General features: G+C 56.1%; 20 protein-coding genes and 4 pseudogenes. 9 read left to right on the top strand and 15 right to left on the bottom strand.

Annotation, left to right across the window (positions count from 1 at the left end; translation table 11 throughout):
- Positions 1–97: 97 nt before the first annotated feature.
- The gene (locus EOHIBHHM_RS23565; RefSeq protein WP_497258399.1) at positions 98–439 is read left to right on the top strand and encodes a hypothetical protein; all 342 of its coding nucleotides are present in this window, start codon (positions 98–100) and stop codon (positions 437–439) included.
- A gap of 13 nt (positions 440–452) precedes the next feature.
- On the opposite strand, the pseudogene EOHIBHHM_RS23560 reads toward EOHIBHHM_RS23565, so the two are convergent.
- The 6 genes and pseudogenes from EOHIBHHM_RS23560 to EOHIBHHM_RS23535 all read right to left on the bottom strand — a co-directional run bounded on the left by EOHIBHHM_RS23560 (position 453) and on the right by EOHIBHHM_RS23535 (position 2,793).
- Positions 453–751: pseudogene (locus EOHIBHHM_RS23560) on the bottom strand (hypothetical protein).
- Positions 752–806: 55 nt separating this feature from the next.
- A complete protein-coding gene (locus EOHIBHHM_RS23555) occupies positions 807–1,028 on the bottom strand; it encodes a DUF8129 domain-containing protein (RefSeq protein ID WP_497258397.1) in 222 nt (73 codons plus the stop codon).
- Positions 1,029–1,078: 50 nt separating this feature from the next.
- On the bottom strand, positions 1,079–1,354 hold the full coding sequence (locus EOHIBHHM_RS23550) for a DUF7389 domain-containing protein (protein ID WP_497258395.1): 276 nt from the start codon (positions 1,352–1,354) through the stop codon (positions 1,079–1,081).
- 19 nt (positions 1,355–1,373) lie between these two features.
- Positions 1,374–1,778: a DUF6166 domain-containing protein gene (locus EOHIBHHM_RS23545; RefSeq protein ID WP_497258393.1), complete on the bottom strand. Its 405-nt coding sequence runs from the start codon at positions 1,776–1,778 to the stop codon at positions 1,374–1,376.
- Between the two features lie 150 nt (positions 1,779–1,928).
- On the bottom strand, positions 1,929–2,114 hold the full coding sequence (locus EOHIBHHM_RS23540; RefSeq protein ID WP_497258391.1) for a winged helix-turn-helix transcriptional regulator: 186 nt from the start codon (positions 2,112–2,114) through the stop codon (positions 1,929–1,931).
- Positions 2,041–2,793, bottom strand: a complete 753-nt coding sequence (locus tag EOHIBHHM_RS23535) for a TrkA C-terminal domain-containing protein (protein ID WP_497258389.1) — start codon at positions 2,791–2,793, stop codon at positions 2,041–2,043. The genes EOHIBHHM_RS23540 and EOHIBHHM_RS23535 overlap by 74 nt, the downstream gene beginning before the upstream one ends.
- Before the next feature lie 457 nt (positions 2,794–3,250).
- Between EOHIBHHM_RS23535 and tnpC the strand changes: the two genes are divergently transcribed.
- The 3 genes from tnpC to EOHIBHHM_RS23520 all read left to right on the top strand — a co-directional run bounded on the left by tnpC (position 3,251) and on the right by EOHIBHHM_RS23520 (position 6,217).
- Positions 3,251–4,801 carry an IS66 family transposase gene (tnpC, locus tag EOHIBHHM_RS23530; protein ID WP_497258387.1) on the top strand — a complete coding sequence of 517 codons (1,551 nt, stop codon included), beginning with the start codon at positions 3,251–3,253 and terminating at the stop codon, positions 4,799–4,801.
- On the top strand, positions 4,737–5,711 hold the full coding sequence (locus EOHIBHHM_RS23525) for a deoxyhypusine synthase (protein ID WP_497258385.1): 975 nt from the start codon (positions 4,737–4,739) through the stop codon (positions 5,709–5,711). The genes tnpC and EOHIBHHM_RS23525 overlap by 65 nt, the downstream gene beginning before the upstream one ends.
- Positions 5,712–6,049: 338 nt before the next feature.
- Positions 6,050–6,217: a DUF5786 family protein gene (locus EOHIBHHM_RS23520; protein WP_497258379.1), complete on the top strand. Its 168-nt coding sequence runs from the start codon at positions 6,050–6,052 to the stop codon at positions 6,215–6,217.
- A gap of 162 nt (positions 6,218–6,379) precedes the next feature.
- Here EOHIBHHM_RS23520 and EOHIBHHM_RS23515 read toward each other — a convergent pair.
- Positions 6,380–6,469, bottom strand: a pseudogene (locus EOHIBHHM_RS23515) (DUF8072 family protein); the annotation flags it as partial.
- Between the two features lie 120 nt (positions 6,470–6,589).
- Here EOHIBHHM_RS23515 and EOHIBHHM_RS23510 point away from each other — a divergent pair.
- A complete protein-coding gene (locus EOHIBHHM_RS23510) occupies positions 6,590–7,864 on the top strand; it encodes an IS4 family transposase (protein ID WP_497258377.1) in 1,275 nt (424 codons plus the stop codon).
- 9 nt (positions 7,865–7,873) lie between these two features.
- On the opposite strand, the pseudogene EOHIBHHM_RS23505 reads toward EOHIBHHM_RS23510, so the two are convergent.
- A pseudogene (locus EOHIBHHM_RS23505) lies at positions 7,874–8,076 on the bottom strand (DUF8072 family protein); the annotation flags it as partial.
- 307 nt (positions 8,077–8,383) lie between these two features.
- Positions 8,384–8,803: a hypothetical protein gene (locus EOHIBHHM_RS23500; protein ID WP_497258375.1), complete on the bottom strand. Its 420-nt coding sequence runs from the start codon at positions 8,801–8,803 to the stop codon at positions 8,384–8,386.
- Between the two features lie 143 nt (positions 8,804–8,946).
- Here EOHIBHHM_RS23500 and EOHIBHHM_RS23495 point away from each other — a divergent pair, with 143 nt between their 5' ends.
- Positions 8,947–9,411, top strand: coding sequence for a nucleoside deaminase (locus EOHIBHHM_RS23495; protein WP_497258373.1), 465 nt, complete (start codon positions 8,947–8,949; stop codon positions 9,409–9,411).
- Positions 9,412–9,478: 67 nt separating this feature from the next.
- Here the strand turns inward: EOHIBHHM_RS23495 and EOHIBHHM_RS23490 are convergent, their stop codons facing one another.
- Positions 9,479–9,799, bottom strand: coding sequence for a hypothetical protein (locus EOHIBHHM_RS23490; protein ID WP_497258371.1), 321 nt, complete (start codon positions 9,797–9,799; stop codon positions 9,479–9,481).
- 55 nt (positions 9,800–9,854) lie between these two features.
- Complete coding sequence (locus EOHIBHHM_RS23485) at positions 9,855–10,076, bottom strand: DUF8129 domain-containing protein (protein ID WP_497258369.1); 222 nt, start codon at positions 10,074–10,076, stop codon at positions 9,855–9,857.
- Between the two features lie 270 nt (positions 10,077–10,346).
- On the opposite strand from EOHIBHHM_RS23485, the gene EOHIBHHM_RS23480 reads away from it, so the two are divergent.
- The gene (locus EOHIBHHM_RS23480) at positions 10,347–10,862 is read left to right on the top strand and encodes a hypothetical protein (RefSeq protein ID WP_497258367.1); all 516 of its coding nucleotides are present in this window, start codon (positions 10,347–10,349) and stop codon (positions 10,860–10,862) included.
- Positions 10,863–11,004: 142 nt separating this feature from the next.
- On the opposite strand, the gene EOHIBHHM_RS23475 is transcribed toward EOHIBHHM_RS23480, so the two are convergent.
- From EOHIBHHM_RS23475 to EOHIBHHM_RS23465, 3 genes and pseudogenes are all read right to left on the bottom strand, one after another.
- Positions 11,005–11,283, bottom strand: coding sequence for a DUF7389 domain-containing protein (locus EOHIBHHM_RS23475; protein WP_497258365.1), 279 nt, complete (start codon positions 11,281–11,283; stop codon positions 11,005–11,007).
- Between the two features lie 23 nt (positions 11,284–11,306).
- Positions 11,307–11,708: pseudogene (locus EOHIBHHM_RS23470) on the bottom strand (DUF6166 domain-containing protein).
- 128 nt (positions 11,709–11,836) lie between these two features.
- Entirely contained in the window at positions 11,837–13,111 is a 1,275-nt protein-coding gene (locus tag EOHIBHHM_RS23465; protein ID WP_497258363.1) for an IS4 family transposase, read from the bottom strand.
- A 493-nt stretch (positions 13,112–13,604) separates the two neighbouring features.
- Here EOHIBHHM_RS23465 and EOHIBHHM_RS23460 point away from each other — a divergent pair, with 493 nt between their 5' ends.
- Positions 13,605–14,750, top strand: coding sequence for an ISH3 family transposase (locus EOHIBHHM_RS23460; protein WP_497258361.1), 1,146 nt, complete (start codon positions 13,605–13,607; stop codon positions 14,748–14,750).
- Between the two features lie 25 nt (positions 14,751–14,775).
- Entirely contained in the window at positions 14,776–14,928 is a 153-nt protein-coding gene (locus tag EOHIBHHM_RS23455) for a hypothetical protein (protein ID WP_497258359.1), read from the top strand.
- Positions 14,929–15,392: 464 nt separating this feature from the next.
- Here EOHIBHHM_RS23455 and EOHIBHHM_RS23450 read toward each other — a convergent pair whose 3' ends face one another.
- Complete coding sequence (locus EOHIBHHM_RS23450; protein ID WP_497258357.1) at positions 15,393–16,238, bottom strand: formate/nitrite transporter family protein; 846 nt, start codon at positions 16,236–16,238, stop codon at positions 15,393–15,395.
- Positions 16,239–16,654: the final 416 nt, after the last annotated feature.

Here is a 16,654-nt window from a genome sequence, read left to right as displayed (position 1 = left end):
ATTCGTGGATAGCTCGATACGAATGTGACCAGTCATGTGTCCCTCGCTGAATCGGCGCTCCCGCGTGACTGCGGGAAACCGGGACGCGAGACAACCAATGCAATCAGACGGCATCCCCCAGATGGAACCGCTCGAACCGATCGTCGACCAGATGCGTGAGCTCGCCCAAGACGAACTCCCGTCGCCGAGAACCTGTAAAATTCGGCTCTGGGACGACGACACGTTCGATGTCGTCATCTACCACTCGATGGACGACGACGAGAGACAGGCGCTTCGATACGAACGGACGACGAGTGAGATCCTCTGGGAACACGTGCAGGGCGCCGACTGGAACGCACACTCACTCTCGGGGAACGAAACTCTCTATGAACCCACGTGTGAGGCGTCCGAGATCCGCGTCGTCGCCACGGTTGAACCTCCGTACTCCAAGGAGGAGTAGCGGGGCACCTCGGTCACTCGTGGTAAAGGCACTGGGCGGCCGCATTCTCACCGCCGAGCGTTGCTGGTCTTCGGCTGTATCGGCGAAGAGGGCTGACTGCTCTCCGTCGGATGCTTGGTCTACTTCGGGCCGATCGTCGACGCCGAAGTCACTAGCTTCGGGGCGATCGAGCCGCGAGTCTCGGTCGCGATGATCGACGTCTGCACCGAAGTCCTCGAGCGAAGTCTCGACGCTCGTCTCGGCCAGTTCGAGCTGGCCGTTCTCACCGAACGCAGTCTGTCGTTGAATCTCAATCTCGGGTCGGTCGCTCATCTATTTTGAAGCCTCCACCCATGGTGGCGTCGATAAACAGTCCACGAGCGTCCCGTCAGGTGTCTTCTGACCGAAGCTCGCTGACCCGGTCATCGAGCCGGCGAAGGATCTGGACGCGTTGCTGGTGGGTGTTCTCGTAGGCGACGCACGCTCGCAGCGTCTCCATGTCGTTGATCGTCGCGATACCGGCGTTGATGAGCCGAGAATTCGGTGGGTCGAGACGCTGTTCTGGGGACAGTTCGCTCGAATCTGGATCGTGCTCTCCTGTGTCGCTCACTCCTAATCGCCTCCACGCCTCCTGAGGCGACGAAAAACAGCACTCGCCCGCTACTCGTCGTTTCCTGGTTGGATCTGGCGAGCGTCCTCGGCGAGGTCGTGGATGTACTCCCGAAGCGTCTCCATGTCCTCGCGGGCCTCTTCGAGCGTTTTCGCCTTCACTTTGGCCGTGAGCTTGTCCTGATCGCGGGTGCCAGTACCGCGAGTGAGCTTCACGGTGAGTGAGACGCCGACATCGCTTCGCTCGACGTACTCAGTTGGTGCCTGTTGCTCACTGTTCTCGGTCGATTCTGCGTTCGTACGGGATTGCTGGGCGGGTTCTGACATGGATTGATCTCTGTGAACGTTAGTTGACGGACGGTGCGACTGGTTCACCGACTGTCTCACGAAGGGCGGCGTCGATCTCGCGTCCGGTAAGTCGCCAGCAGCCGTCGGATTCTGTACACTCCAGCTGGCTCACCACCTCGTTCTTGAATGCCATGTACTCCTCGAGGGCGACGTCCTCATCGTCGGTGTAATCGAGCAGGAGAGCGAGCGCGAGCTGGGCTGGCCCGCTGCCAGCGTATCCCCATTCGAAACCCGAGGGACTGTGGTTCGCCAACTCGAGACTCCGATTCGGTGTGAGCTGTTCCTGGTCAGGATGTTTCTCGACCATGGCACGGCTTCGACGACGGTAGCCGACGTAGACGACGTCGACGTCATCTGAGGCGCCTCTCTGTACGTGCGAGTGTAAGTCGGTGATTCCACTCATCGTTCTGTTCGTGGGATGCTCGTTCGAGCACCCCCGCACCCCTCAGGGGGCGAAAAACTCTCAATGCGGTAGAATCAGCTATCGAGATTTGTCTTATGCCGAACACACCACAGAGGAGAACCGATATCAGCTACAGGACGACTCTTGGAGCTAGCCTTCTCCCCAGGTATCCATTGCTTTGATGACCAGTTCGAGCGAGGCGCCTTGGTCGGTCAGGGAGTATTCAATTCGGGATCCGAATCTATCTCTGATTTGATCGCAACTAGATGAATTGGTCTTGCTCTTCGAGATCTTCCTCGTGTTCTTCGACAGCGCTTTCGTGTGATTCCATGTCACTTGCGTCGCGGTCCGAGAGTTCCTGCAATCGATCTTCTTTCCCATAGAGCAGTACCGTATCACCGGGCTTGATCTCGGTATCTGATCCGGGTGCTCCGATGTAGGAGCTATCCCGATAGATGCCGAGTAACAGAATCCCTTCTTCAGGAAGGTCGCATTCGTCTGATGTTGTGTTTGCGAGCCAGTCGTCCTCCTCCACGACAATTTCCGCAACCCGATACTCTCGCTGGAGACCGAGCATTTCTGTATAATCTCGAAGTTCGAGGTCCGTCGTCCGTTCGAGTGACCATTCAATGAGCGGAGTCAGCAATCGATTCAACCACTCGCTACGCGCGGCGAGGACGAGTAGAACGACCCCGGTAAGGATGTAGACGAGGTTGAGAGCGTTTCCTCCCTGAGCATCGGTGAACGAGAGGATAAGTGACGCGATGACACTCACTAACCCAACGCTCCCGAGCCGGATGAGCGCCTTGATGATTTTCCGCCGTTCCGGTGTCGCCACTGTCTGTTCCGCCTCTTCTGTCGTAAATCCCGCACCGGAGAACGCCGACGTCGATTGAAACGAGGCGATATCCGGAGACAGCCCCGTCATCCGAAGTGCGATCGACCCGATCCGGACGATTAGCAGTGACAGGGCAAAGATGACCAGCAACGAGATAACTGATTCCGTGGCGACCATAACCTGTGAACGTTGGCCGCGATACCAGGTAAAACACCCCCAGAAGGCGTCGAAGGTCGATTACATCGGAACTCCTCCCGTTTGGTCGTGCTCCCCCGCCTATTCGTGGGATGCGGAGAATCACATCGTCCGTCGCTGATCGACAACTTTGGGGATATGTACGGATCTATCGGAAGATCGGCCCCTCGAATCGTCCCCACAATTGCTCTCGAACGCGACGGAATCGGACTAGCACCTTACTTGATTCCCCGTGAAGAAACAAGTATGCCGAGAACGCCGCGGTTTAGACTCAGTGTACGTGTTTAGCCCCGTCTGATTTCGTCACTGTTTCGTAGGTGGTGGCCTGTGACAGACACATGGTCTGTCAGCAGGGAGTCAGTCTGCATCCTCCGGGATGGTCTCCGAGCAGCGGAGACCATCCCGTCGGCCCTGCTGTCGTCGTTTCGAGGTGGAATCGATGAGCTGGGACGATCTCTCCAAGGACGAACTCCTCTCGCGGTTTCTCCAGATGGAGGAGCGAATCGATGAGCTGGAAGAGAAGATTGCCCAGAAGGACAAGCGGATCGAAGAACTCGAAACACGTCTCCGGAAGTACGAGAATCCACACACTCCACCCAGTAAGCGACGGTCGGGGACCGACGAGTCCCCGACCTCGCAGGACGACGAAGACGACGATGTCCGAACTGATGGTGGTACTCCCGGTCGAAAGGACGGTCACAACCCGGAGTGGCGCTCTCCGCCCGATCCTGATGAAGAAATCGAGGTCACCTGTGACTGTTGTCCCGAGTGTGGCGACCACTTCGACGAGTCGGTGGGCGTCAGCCCCCCGACTCGTCGAAGAAGTCCCGGATCCACAGCCACCAGAAGCACCCAGTACAACCGACACCGCTACCAATGCGACTCCTGTGGAACTGAGACGGTTGCGACTCACCCCGACTGCCCCGATGAGGGGCAGTTCGGGGTGAACGTCATCGCGCAATCTGCCCTGTCACGGTACGATCACCGCCTTCCCTACCGGAAAATCGCGGACCGCTTCGAGCAACTGAACGGACTCGACCTCTCAGGTGCATCCGCGTGGCACGCGACCGAGCGCGCTGCGCGCGCCGGTCGCTGTGAGTACGAGCAGATCCGTCGAGAGATTCAGGAGGCTGAAATCGTCCACGTTGACGAAACCGGCATCAAGCGTGACGGTGACCAAGCGTGGACCTGGACGTTTCGGACGGACGAGCATACGCTGTACGCGGTCAGAGAGAGTCGTGGGAGTGATGTTCCCGCGGAAGTCCTCGGCGAGGACTTCGCGGGAACGGTCATCTGTGATGGGTGGACGGCGTATCCAGCGTTCAGCAGTACGCTTCAGCGGTGCTGGGCACATCTTCTCCGGGAGGCTGAAGACGTTGCTAGTGACCACGAGGAGGCAGAACCGGTGTACCGGTATCTCAAGCAGATGTTCGTCGGTCTCCAGTCGTGGCTGGAGACCGACCCGAGTACTCGTGAGCGAGCACAGATGCATCGAGCGTGTCAGGACGGCCTCAGATCGCTCGTTGAGCGGTCAGTGACCGACGAACCAGTGGCAACACTCCTCGGGAAGATCGAAGGTGGACTCGACCACTGGCTCACCTTCATCGGTGAGCCAGCGGTCTCACCGACGAACAACGCTGCCGAGAACGCGCTTCGTGAGCCAGTCGTACTCCGGAAAATCATCGGTACGCTCCGCAACGACCGCGGGATGTTCGTTCACGAGACGCTGCTGTCCCTGCTGGCGACGTGGCGCCAGCAGGAACGCAACCCATACGAGGAACTTACGCGGGTTGTCCACGACAACGAAATGATCTCACGAGAGCAGACTGTGCCGGTTGTCGAGCCCGCGGTAAACACGTACGGTGTACCGAGAGTTGTGCGACGATTCCGGATTCTTCAAATCACTCGTCCGGGTATCCATTTGTATGGACAACGACGACTCGCACGACCACGTCGTCCCTGGGAGCGAGGAGGAACTCGATACGCCTGACGTTCGTGGCTACGACTTTCGTGGCGAGTTCGACTTCCAGGAGATGCTCGACTCCTACGCGACGACAGGATTCCAGGCAACGCAACTGGCGGAGGCTATCGAAATCGCCGAACGAATGCAGGAGGCGGACGCCACAGTCTATCTCACGTGTACCTCCAACATCATCTCCTCGGGCCTGCGTGAGACCGTCGCCTACCTCGTGCGAGAAGGATACGTGGACGTGCTCATCACGACGTCTGGATCGCTAGCCGAGGATGTTATCAAGACTGCTAAACCGTTCAAGATGGGCGAATGGGACGCAGACGAGACGATGCTCCGTGAGCGTGGCATCAATCGGCTCGGCAATCTCTTCGTCCCGTCTGATCGGTATGTGTGGTTAGAGGAGTATCTCTACGACTTCTTTGATGATTTCTTTGCGGAGGAGAAAATTCGGACGCCGACGGCGTTCGCACGCGAGTTAGGCGAGACGCTCGACGACGAGGACTCGGTGTTGAAGCAAGCGGCGGACAACGACGTGCCGGTGTACTGTCCGGCATTGACGGACGCTGAGGTCGGGAACTTCCTCTACTATTATCGCCAGGGCTACGATTCAGACGTCGGGATCGAGATTCTGGACGACTACGATTCGCTCATTGAGGACGGATTGCTGGCGGACACAACGGGGCTAATCGCGGTCGGTGGTGGTGTTCCGAAACACCACGCGATCATGACGAATCTCTTCCGTGGTGGCGCGGATTACGTCGTCTACATCTCGACGGGGATGGAAGGGGATGGATCACTCTCTGGAGCGCCGCCGAACGAGGCCGTTTCGTGGGGGAAAATCAAGGAAGATCGAACGAATTACACACAGATCGAGGCAGAAGCGACACTTGTCTTACCACTGCTTGTAGCTGGTGCATTCAAGCAGTAACAAGTATCAAGACTTGGTTCTCGACTATCAGATATCGAGCGGAAATGAGCCACCGCTGGCCGGTGGAAATACCGCAAGATCCTCATTTTGTTTATTTTACTATCAATCCTAGAGCCTTCCGTGTGGATGTTTCGCCATTCTGGAGTACGTTTATATAAGGTCTGAAATCATCGTTGGTATTCATGTTTCGTTTGCGGATTTTGGATTTGCCGAGAGATTCACTAGGAGCGTGGTCATCAACCCTTTATTAAATATCATGAACGCAATCTTTGCGAGACATTATCAGACAACCGCTGTGCTTATCGTTATCCCATTCCAAGATTGAGTTTCAAATGGGTATGGGCAACTTCGATGAACGCGAGTACGAACGCCGTGAGAAGAAACTCTCTGAAATTGAATCTGACTCCGAAGAGCAGCCGGAGGAATATAGGGGTAAAATGACGTTTGAGACGGATGATTCGACAGAGGCTTTGCTTGATCGTCTTAAGGAAATGAAGCCCAAATGATAGACCGGCGAGCCCTTAAATCGAATTGACGATATTTGACAGCATCGGCCTCACTATTCAAGATGACGCTGCTGCATATGTCGCATATTCATCCACAAACGGACTTGGGAACCTCCTATCTACACGTTGATTTCTTAAATAACAAACTAATCGATGCGGATGTTATTCTGTTTCAACTACACCGATCTCGCGAATGCGACCGATCATCGACCAGGTATCCTCATCTGAATCCTTTCGTCCAACAAGAATAGATTCGTCATCCGTCTTTAGCTAAGCGAAGAACCGCACGACAGCAGTCGCTTATCGTCGCTTCTTTTCGGAAGGAATGAGGAAGCCGAGTCTGTGCACAACTCCGGCTCCTCATCGAGAATCATGCGGCGACTCACTACACTTTTTCCCTCGACGATGCTCCAAGAGCACGCCGAGGAACTCGGCGTGGTCGAACGCGATGGCAAGCTCCAGATTCCTGTCCTCGTCTGGGCATTCGTGTTCGGCTTCGCCGCAGGCGAGAGCCGAACACTCGCTGGATTCAGACGCAGTTACAACTCTACAGCCGATGAGACGCTCTCGCCCGGCGGGTTCTATCAGCGGCTCACGCCACAACTTGCAGAGTACCTCCGCGACCTCGTCGAGCGCGGCCTCGACGAGGTCGCTGTTCCTGACGCTGTTGACGCTGATTTCGATCGATTTCGAGACGTGATGATCGCTGATGGAACGGTGCTACGGCTGCATCAGTTCCTCTCCGATGAGTACGAAGCACGGCACGAGGAGCAGGCTGGAGCGAAGCTCCACCTGCTCCACAATGTCACTGACCAGACGATAGAACAGTTCACCGTCACAGACGAGAAAACGCACGACAGCACGCTGTTTGAGACAGGATCGTGGCTCGAAGGACGCCTTGCTCTGTTTGACCTCGCGTACTTCAAGTACCGCCGGTTTGCGCTGATCGATGAGAACGGCGGCTACTTCGTGAGTCGGCTGAAAGAGAGTGCAAATCCGGTGATAACGGAGGAATTACGCGAATGGCGCGGGCGCGCCATTCGCTTGGAGGGAAAGCAAGTGTACGACGTCGTGGACGATCTCAAGCGTGAGTACATCGATGTGGAGGTAGAAGTGTCGTTCCAGCGGCGTGAGTACGAAGGAACGCAGTCGTGGGATACGAAACGATTCCGCGTCGTCGGCGTCCGCAACGAGGACGCCGACGACTACCACCTCTACATGACGAATCTCTCTCGTTCGGAGTTTCTCCCGGTAGATATAGCGAGGATCTATCGGTGTCGGTGGGAAGTTGAGCTGTTGTTCCGGGAACTGAAGACGCGATACGATCTGGATGAGTTCGACACGAGCAAAGAACACGTGGTAAGAATCCTGCTGTACGCAGCGTTGCTGTCGCTGTTGGTGAGCCGGTCGTTGCTGGATCTGCTCACCGAACAAGCCGATGAAGAGATCGTGTTTCCGCCGGAACGCTGGGCGGCGACCTTTCGGTCGCACGCCCAGCTCATCCTCCACGAACTGGGTGAATACCTCGGCTACTCACCGCCACCGCTGCTGGAGCGGTTGATTGAAGACGCTCAGAAGATTCACAAGCACCGACCGATCCTCCAAGAGAACCTCGCTACCGCTACACAACCGAGGGCTGAGTCTTAGCTAAAGACGAATGATAGATTCGTTATCTTCACTCGACACGAACCGGTATAGACTTTCTTTGGTTTCGCGGTACCCTCAGCCTGAAATTCCTGCTGGAAAAACTCCGCTTCGGAGATATGATACACTGCTTGCGATCCATCGTGAAGTGTTATCTTAACGGGTCCAGGACTGAGGTTGTGGATCTGTTTAGCAATGGGATTAAGATCTGCCATACGATGCCTACGAGCGGGTATAGATAAACCGTGACGATCCGCAGTATCTGGCATCCCTGTCACATTTGTCCTGCGCGGACGAGACTCGCCTGAGAGTCCGAATCTTCGTGGAGCAAATTGACAAGCGCGAACTGCGCCCAGGTATTAAACTAACACTCCTCGTTCGAACACCAGACGTCGGCATAGGCGATATGGGTCTGCTCGCCTATATAGACGGGTTTCCAGATACCAAGCTGTGAGTCGCAGTCGTCACGGGGGCAGATCGGCTCGATCCGCGTAAACGTGGGCGTGTCTTCCATTGAATTCATCAGTACGTGTCGTAGCTCGGCGTGATATCGCCGGTCAGGACACTGCTCTCGACGGCACCACTCACGCCGCCTTCGAGGTCGATGATGCGATAGACGGCGTCACCGCTCCACTCGCAGTCCTCGTCGGAACACCTCGCGCTTGCGTACGCACCGTTCTCGTTGTCCAGATGGACGCTCAGGAGCTCGAGTCGCTCGCCGCAGAGCGGACAATCCGCAGGGACCTGCGCGTAGCGATAGCCCGTCGCGACGGTGACGTCGTCCTGGTCCACCTCGACACCGTGGCTCTCCACGAGTAGATCTCGGAAGTCTGCGCGGAGATCTTCTAGGAGTGCATGGCGTACATCCTCGCCGATGGAGAGGTTGACGCTGTCGATGGTGATTGTGAGCCGATGCGCTGCCGTTCCGTCTGGGTTTTCCATTGTGGTCACCTCTAGGGGCACATTCGCTCGCGCCCGCGCCCTTCTCGGGCGCTCAAAAAACAGCCTTCGCTCGACAGCTCTCAAATCACGCTGTTACGCGTCACCCCAACGACTTATCTGGCCACTCGGACCAGCATACAAGCGTGACTGACACGAACGTCGACGACTTCGACCATGACTCACATCTACGCAGGACTTTCGACCTCGCTCGTGAGGCTGCTGACCGCGGCGACAAGCCGTTCGGCAGCGTTCTCGTCCGCGGCGATACGGTCGTCATGACCGACTCGAACCGTGAGGTCACGGAGAATGACGTCCGCTGGCATCCCGAACTGCATCTCGCCTACCGCGCATGTCGCGAACTCGACCCGGACGAACGTACGGAGACGGTTATGTACACGAGCACAGAACCGTGCCCGATGTGTGCCGGGGGAATGGCCACGGCCGGATTCGACCGCGTCGTCTACAGCGTCGGCAGCGACGAGATCGCGGAATTCACGGGTAACGAACCGTCGGTTCGATCGGCAGAAATCCTCGACGGCGTCAGCGACGTCGTCGGGCCTGTTCTGAACGACGAGGGGCGGCAGATCCACGAGGAATTCGACTGGTGACCCAGCGATGATCTGAGCCGCTATGGGGGAACATCTCTAGTTCATCACCAGTGCGGTCGAAGACGAGTTAGCAGGTGTCGTCAGCCTCACCGTCCTCGAAGAGACACTGTCCGGTAGCCTGCTCGCCCGCGAGCGTCTGCTGATCCTCGGTAGTATCGGCGAAGAGGTTCGACTGATCACTCTCGGACGATTGCTCTACCTCTGGACGGTCGTCGACGCCGAACTCACTCGCCTCGGGCCGGTCGAGCCGTGAATCACGGTCACGATGATCCACGTCCGCACCGAAGTCCTCGAGCGAAGTTTCAACGCTGGTTTCGGTCACTTCGAGCTGGCCATCCTCGCCGAAGGCGGTCTGCTGTTGAATCTCGATTTCTGGTCGGTCGCTCATGTGAATCGAGCCTCCACCCACTGGGGGCTCCGACAAACTGCCCACGAGCGCCGTCTCAATCCTCCTGTGAGCGGATTTCGCTGGCTCGGTGTTCGAGACGCCGAAGGATCTGGACTCGCTGCTGGTGTGCGTTTTCGTAGGCGACGCAGGCCCGCAGCGTCTCCATATCGTTGACCGTCACGATCCCGGCGTTGATGAGACGCGAATTGGTGGGTTCGAGGCGCTGTTCGGGTGAAAGACCGCTCGATTCCGTGGATTGCTCGGACGAGTTGCTCACTGGGTGTCGCCTCCGCCCCTGCTGTGGCGACAAAAAACAGCGCCGGACTGAGAATGTCAGAGAGTAGTTTGCGCATCCTCGTTTCGCGTCGTGTGGCGAATAGGCTGAACGCTCAGTACAGAAGATGAATTCAGCAACTGCCGCTCTATTTTCTCACCTTGCCGCTTTCTGTCTCCAGAAGACAACTGAAACCCGCAGGGAAACGTGCAGGGATTCGAGAATTGGATCATAGCGAATATCCGGGCATGTCGTGAATGGCTGCATGGAGATATGGACCCATCAACAGACCACGTTTCCACACGACAGAGAGACGGCGTGTCGAAATCCCGTCGAGGTGTTCTACGAGCGGGTGCTGGTCTAGCAGCAACCGCCGTAGGCATTACAGCACTCAGCGGACAAGTCGCCGCGCACTTTCCCCCTGGTCTCAAGGTCGATATCAAGCCAGGAAGTGAGGAAAACTCGATTAACCCGAACAGCCACGGGGTCACTCCGGTCGCCGTTCTACAGACGGACGAGTTCGATCCGACGAATGAGGCTGTCAGGTATCGGTTTGGAGCCCCCGACGTCGTCGCGGAAGGTGGCGGCGCACGCCCGGCGCACGGCGGCCATATCGAAGATGTAGACGGCGACGGGCAAGACGATCTCGTGCTTCACTTCCCGACAGACGAAACCGGGTTCGACGGTGATGAGTCCGAGGGCCGACTCGACTGGGAGCGGACCGAGGAGGGTGCCCATGGACTGTCCGGGACAGATACAGTCAGGCTCGTAGGTCGAGGCTCCAAATAGGCTCTTCCGTTGACCGATTTGCCGTTCCGAGGTTGCGCGGGGTGGCTGTGCTAACTATATACTTATATTGAACAGATGAGTCAGTCAAAACGATTCGAAATTCATGTCCTGGCAAATCGTTCTATGACACCCTCCGGACTGCTTACTCGCCTTCCTCCTCTGGCTGGATCTGACGGGCGTCCTCGGCGAGATCGTGAATGTACGCTCGAAGCGTCTCCATATCATCCCGAGCATCTTCCAGCGTTTTCGCCTTCACCTTGGCCTTGATCTGGTCTTCATCTCGTGTCCCGGTTCCGCGTTTGAGCTTCACGGTCAACGAGATACCGACGTCAGTGCGCTCGACGTGCTCCGTTGGTGACGGCCGCTCATTGGTTCCTGTCGATTCGACATCTGCACGAGACGGCTTGTTGTGTTCCGACATGTGTGACTCTCGGTGATCGTTGCTCAGATGGATGGTACGACCGCTTCGTCGGGCGTCTCGCGAAGGACGGCGTCGATGTCGCGGGCGGTGAGCCGCCAGCGTCCGTCGGCGCTATCACAGGCCAGCTGGCTCACGACCTCGTTTTTGAACTCGGTGTATTGCGCTAGCGCAACCTCCTCGTCGTCGGTGTAATCGAGCACGAGTGCGAGCGCGAGTTGCGCCGGGCCACTCCCACCGTATCCCCACTCGAAGCCCGAGGGGCTGTGATTCGCCACCTCGAGACTCCGCTCCGGAGTGAGCTGTTATTGTCCAGGTAGCTTTTCAACGATGGCACGTCTCCGCTGTCGGTAGCCGACATAGACGACGTTACGGTCCCTTCTCGGGCGTGTCTGTTCGGTCGGTTGTGAGTCGATGGTTCCACTCATGGGTCTGTTCGAAGGTACTCATTTGAGTACCCCGCACCCCTCAGGGGGCGATAAACTCACTGCGGTCGTTTGAGGTACGGAGAGGATGTTGCACGCGTTAACCAACAGTACCGACCATTCGTCTTTAGCTAAGACTCAGCCCTCGGTTGTGTAGCGGTAGCGAGGTTCTCTTGGAGGATCGGTCGGTGCTTGTGAATCTTCTGAGCGTCTTCAATCAACCGCTCCAGCAGCGGTGGCGGTGAGTAGCCGAGGTATTCACCCAGTTCGTGGAGGATGAGCTGGGCGTGCGACCGAAAGGTCGCCGCCCAGCGTTCCGGCGGAAACACGATCTCTTCATCGGCTTGTTCGGTGAGCAGATCCAGCAACGACCGGCTCACCAACAGCGACAGCAACGCTGCGTACAGCAGGATTCTTACCACGTGTTCTTTGCTCGTGTCGAACTCATCCAGATCGTATCGCGTCTTCAGTTCCCGGAACAACAGCTCAACTTCCCACCGACACCGATAGATCCTCGCTATATCTACCGGGAGAAACTCCGAACGAGAGAGATTCGTCATGTAGAGGTGGTAGTCGTCGGCGTCCTCGTTGCGGACGCCGACGACGCGGAATCGTTTCGTATCCCACGACTGCGTTCCTTCGTACTCACGCCGCTGGAACGACACTTCTACCTCCACATCGATGTACTCACGCTTGAGATCGTCCACGACGTCGTACACTTGCTTTCCCTCCAAGCGAATGGCGCGCCCGCGCCATTCGCGTAATTCCTCCGTTATCACCGGATTTGCACTCTCTTTCAGCCGACTCACGAAGTAGCTGCCGTTCTCATCGATCAGCGCAAACCGGCGGTACTTGAAGTACGCGAGGTCAAACAGAGCAAGGCGTCCTTCGAGCCACGATCCTGTCTCAAACAGCGTGCTGTCGTGCGTTTTCTCGTCTGTGACGGTGAACTGTTCTATCGTCTGGTCAGTGACATTGTGGAGCAGGTGGAGCTTCGCTCCAGCCTGCTCCTCGTGCCGTGCTTCGTACTCATCGGAGAGGAACTGATGCAGCCGTAGCACCGTTCCATCAGCGATCATCACGTCTCGAAATCGATCGAAATCAGCGTCAACAGCGTCAGGAACAGCGACCTCGTCGAGGCCGCGCTCGACGAGGTCGCGGAGGTACTCTGCAAGTTGTGGCGTGAGCCGCTGATAGAACCCGCCGGGCGAGAGCGTCTCATCGGCTGTAGAGTTGTAACTGCGTCTGAATCCAGCGAGTGTTCGGCTCTCGCCTGCGGCGAAGCCGAACACGAATGCCCAGACGAGGACAGGAATCTGGAGCTTGCCATCGCGTTCGACCACGCCGAGTTCCTCGGCGTGCTCTTGGAGCATCGTCGAGGGAAAAAGTGTAGTGAGTCGCCGCATGATTCTCGATGAGGAACCGGAGTTGTGCACAGACTCGGCTTCCTCATTCCTTCCGAAAAGAAGCGACGATAAGCGACTGCTGTCGTGCGGTTCTTCTCTTAGCTAAAGACGGATGACCGCGGAAGTAGGATTAACCGAACACGGATGGTGCTTTGACGTAGGAACCCAATATGCCCCTATGGGAAGACAAGCGTATCTGAAAAACGGCAGTTACTTATCAGTTACAAGTATCCCAGATTTATCGCAGCACTGCTTTAGGCGATAATGGACCGCAACTGATGAAGTCAGGAAACGACCACGACGACAACGTAGTCCCCAACAGCGACGCAGATTTAAAGTGGACAGACGGTACAAACGCTGACCGAAGGAAGCGATTGTTACTTTGATCTTGTCTGTGACACCGTCAAGGTTGGGGAGCGTGATGGATTTCAGGGTCAATAAAGAGATTCAGTCGATCACATCGAGTTAGAGTGAGTGTCTGCTCGGATATGGTGTGCACCCAAACCAAGCAGACAGTGAACTAAAAGAAGAGCACCTGCTTAATTTTGTTGTCAACAGTCTCGGACACGAACTTCCGATTGACCTCGCTGAGAACGTGAAGGTCACCTCCGATGAATTGTACGAGGTCCTCGCCGGCGCCAGCGCCGGCGGGACCTCGATCAATCACGTTTGCGAGACAACCGACGAGTCGCCCCACGCCAATACCGTCCGTGGACATCTCACCGATCAGTTCGACCTTGAGACCGTCGAAGAGGTCGGCAATACGCTCCTTCAACGGGACGTCCTTGAGACGCTTCCAGATCGACCGGTGGAGGTCGTCGCCGACCTCCACCTCGATCCCTACTACGGTGAGGAAGACGAGACGGAGTCACTGTACTTCTCCCAAGCGAAACGAGGAACCACCGCGTTTCACGCCTATGCCACGCTCTACGCACGCGTGCGCAACAAACGCTACACGCTGGCGGTCCGCCAGCTGGAAGCTGGCGAGACCACCAGCGATGCCCTCGCACAGTTTCTGACGCTCCTCGACGGCCTTGACCTGCGCGTCAAGGCCGTCTATCTCGATCGCGGCTTCTACAACAGCACTTGCCTCGAGCTGCTGTACGCCCACAACTACGCCTACGTTATGCCAATCGTGAAGTGGGGAGAAACGATCAAAGCCGAACTTAGCAGGGGCTGGAGTCGCGTAATCGAGCACGACCTCGCCGGGCGGGTGACGTTCCCTGTGTTCATCGACTGCGTCTACCAGCGAGGCCGGTACGACGAACATGGGGTGGCGCGTCACGGCTACGCCGTCGACGCGCCGTTCATCACGACGCCCCGAGAAGCGCGACACCACTACAGCAAACGCTTCGGCATCGAAGCGAGCTACCGATTAGCCAAGCAGAGCCTCGCTCTCACCAGTTCTCGGGACGCTGGGCTTCGGTTGCTGTTGTTCGTCGTCAGTTTGTTGCTTCAGAACGTCTGGCGGTATCTCCACTGGATGTACGTGGCGGCGCCCCGCCGCGGGGGGCGCCGCCTCTGGCCGTGGTCGTTCAGAGAGTTCTGTGAGATGGTGGTTCGCGCTGCCTGGACAGCGCTCGGTGTCCGCAGGGCTGTCCCAGCGAATCAACCACTCGACGACCGGTTCTTCCGGTAGTCTGCCCCGAGTTGGGGCGACGCTCGTGAGTGGAAACGCTGTCGCGTCGGCGGCGGATCGCCGCCGACAGCGACTGTCCAGTGCCGAAAATCACCGTCACTATCTCTTCGAGACGATCCGAGCACACCTCAAGCAGATTCAGCGCCTACTGGACGAGATCGTGTGGCTGTCGATGTGATCGACTGAGATTGGAGAGATTAAACGCAACTACCCTCTTGTAGCTGATCAAGAGGAAGTGTGATAGTATTGAGCGCTGATGACAGAGACTAGTGAAAGGAAGGCTGTAAGATAGCGACAGCGAACCTCAGTCTGAGTATATGGAACCTGAAACAGACAATCAGCGGGGACGATGATTGCCTTATACAATGATATAAATAACACGACAACACCAATTCCAAAGACAAGCCCAAATACTACTGTTTCGGGTACTCTCTCGGTAAGTCCCAGCAGGAAAGCAAGTACCATCATCGTGGCCATGGCTAGTAGTATATATGGGTTTTGATGCCACCCTGCAAAGGACTGAGGTAGAGGAATCCGAGAGACAATAAACGCTTCCAGCAACAGCATACTGAGCGAACTAACCACCCCAAAAAGTAGAAACCAGTTTTTCAATCTCATAGAGTTCCAGATTTGGGTTCGAAATTACTCGTTGTGGTCCACTGCCTCAAAATCGACATCCTGTTCTTCGCCAGCTAAGGCGACGTGGCCATAGTTGAGGAGGCCAACAAAGACAGCCCCACCGACGATATTTCCAGTTGTTGTCCAAAGGATAAAATGTCCGTAATCGCCTAACGAGACACCTTGGCCCAGCAATATCGCAGAGAGAATCTCCGTCGTACCGAGAATACTGTGATGAAAGGGGCCGGATCCGATGACTGCCGTTCCAATAAGGACGAAAAGGATACGACCGACAGTATCTCGACTGGCCGCAGACAGCCACGTCACTAATCCCATCAGCCAGCCTGCGATTACTCCACTGAGGAAGATCACCCACCACGCGTAGGGGAGCAATGAGGACGCTAACGTGCCAAACGCTTCTGCATTGATGATCCCCATCTGTGGACCGACGAGTGCGATGAGTCCAGCAAACAATGCACAGCCTACGAGATTTGAGACATACGTTACGCTCCAGACTCGACCAATATCGCCGATTGTTGCTCGATCGTCAAGGACTGGCAGAATCGCCATCGTCGAATGAGCGGTAAACAGCTCCGTTTGACCGATGACGACGAATAAGAACGCGATTGAGGAGACTCCACCTAGAATGGCCTGTTGAACGAATTTAGATTCGAACCCACCAGAATAGGTCAAGACCATCGCCATTAGTAAAGCACCGAAGCTGAGGTTGAGTCCAGCAGACAATCCAGAGAGGAACACGCCTTTTGGAGGACGATTAATCTCCTTAAGGGCGTTTTCCATCTCCCGCTCCAGAATATTCCGATAGGAAAGCGAAGCACCAGACGGTTCAGTATCAGATTCCGTAGTCATGCGTCATTTATAGACTATCTCTGGGGTGCCAGTTAAAACATCCCCACCGAATTACGGGCGATTCCATTCAACAACGCGTCTCAACCTACTGATTCTGGCACTATACATCAAATTATTTATATTTTCTCAACATCCCAAATAGAAGCGAGCTTGTTTCTGAGATGATCTATTCTGCGCACCGTCGTCAGTAATTGAATTCGAGAAGCACGTCCGACATTTCACTCTATTAAAACGCCATGTATTTATTTTTATATTATGCCAATCCGCAGCAGCCCAACACTACCTACGAGGAACTGAGATTGCAAAATTCGAGTTTTCAAAAATTGACACCCAAAAAATAATTCGACAAAGACAAGGGGCCATCGCCGAGATATATACTGTACGAGAATGGGTACAATACATTCCTCATCTGTAGA

Source organism: Halogranum roseipondis (assembly GCF_059695585.1).
The sequence above is the reverse complement of the archived record's forward strand: the minus strand, read 5'-3'. Positions and strand labels throughout refer to the sequence as shown.

What these genes read in the sequence shown, in the direction of transcription:
- EOHIBHHM_RS23565 (WP_497258399.1), top strand. Translation starts at nt 98, where the DNA reads ATGCAATCAGACGGCATCCCCCAGATGGAACCGCTCGAACCGATCGTC.
- EOHIBHHM_RS23550 (WP_497258395.1), bottom strand. Translation starts at nt 1,354, where the DNA reads ATGTCAGAACCCGCCCAGCAATCCCGTACGAACGCAGAATCGACCGAG.
- EOHIBHHM_RS23545 (WP_497258393.1), bottom strand. Translation starts at nt 1,778, where the DNA reads ATGAGTGGAATCACCGACTTACACTCGCACGTACAGAGAGGCGCCTCA.
- EOHIBHHM_RS23535 (WP_497258389.1), bottom strand. Translation starts at nt 2,793, where the DNA reads ATGGTCGCCACGGAATCAGTTATCTCGTTGCTGGTCATCTTTGCCCTG.
- tnpC (WP_497258387.1), top strand. Translation starts at nt 3,251, where the DNA reads ATGAGCTGGGACGATCTCTCCAAGGACGAACTCCTCTCGCGGTTTCTC.
- EOHIBHHM_RS23525 (WP_497258385.1), top strand. Translation starts at nt 4,737, where the DNA reads ATGGACAACGACGACTCGCACGACCACGTCGTCCCTGGGAGCGAGGAG.
- EOHIBHHM_RS23520 (WP_497258379.1), top strand. Translation starts at nt 6,050, where the DNA reads ATGGGCAACTTCGATGAACGCGAGTACGAACGCCGTGAGAAGAAACTC.
- EOHIBHHM_RS23510 (WP_497258377.1), top strand. Translation starts at nt 6,590, where the DNA reads ATGCGGCGACTCACTACACTTTTTCCCTCGACGATGCTCCAAGAGCAC.
- EOHIBHHM_RS23500 (WP_497258375.1), bottom strand. Translation starts at nt 8,803, where the DNA reads ATGGAAAACCCAGACGGAACGGCAGCGCATCGGCTCACAATCACCATC.
- EOHIBHHM_RS23490 (WP_497258371.1), bottom strand. Translation starts at nt 9,799, where the DNA reads ATGAGCGACCGACCAGAAATCGAGATTCAACAGCAGACCGCCTTCGGC.
- EOHIBHHM_RS23480 (WP_497258367.1), top strand. Translation starts at nt 10,347, where the DNA reads ATGGACCCATCAACAGACCACGTTTCCACACGACAGAGAGACGGCGTG.
- EOHIBHHM_RS23475 (WP_497258365.1), bottom strand. Translation starts at nt 11,283, where the DNA reads ATGTCGGAACACAACAAGCCGTCTCGTGCAGATGTCGAATCGACAGGA.
- EOHIBHHM_RS23465 (WP_497258363.1), bottom strand. Translation starts at nt 13,111, where the DNA reads ATGCGGCGACTCACTACACTTTTTCCCTCGACGATGCTCCAAGAGCAC.
- EOHIBHHM_RS23450 (WP_497258357.1), bottom strand. Translation starts at nt 16,238, where the DNA reads ATGACTACGGAATCTGATACTGAACCGTCTGGTGCTTCGCTTTCCTAT.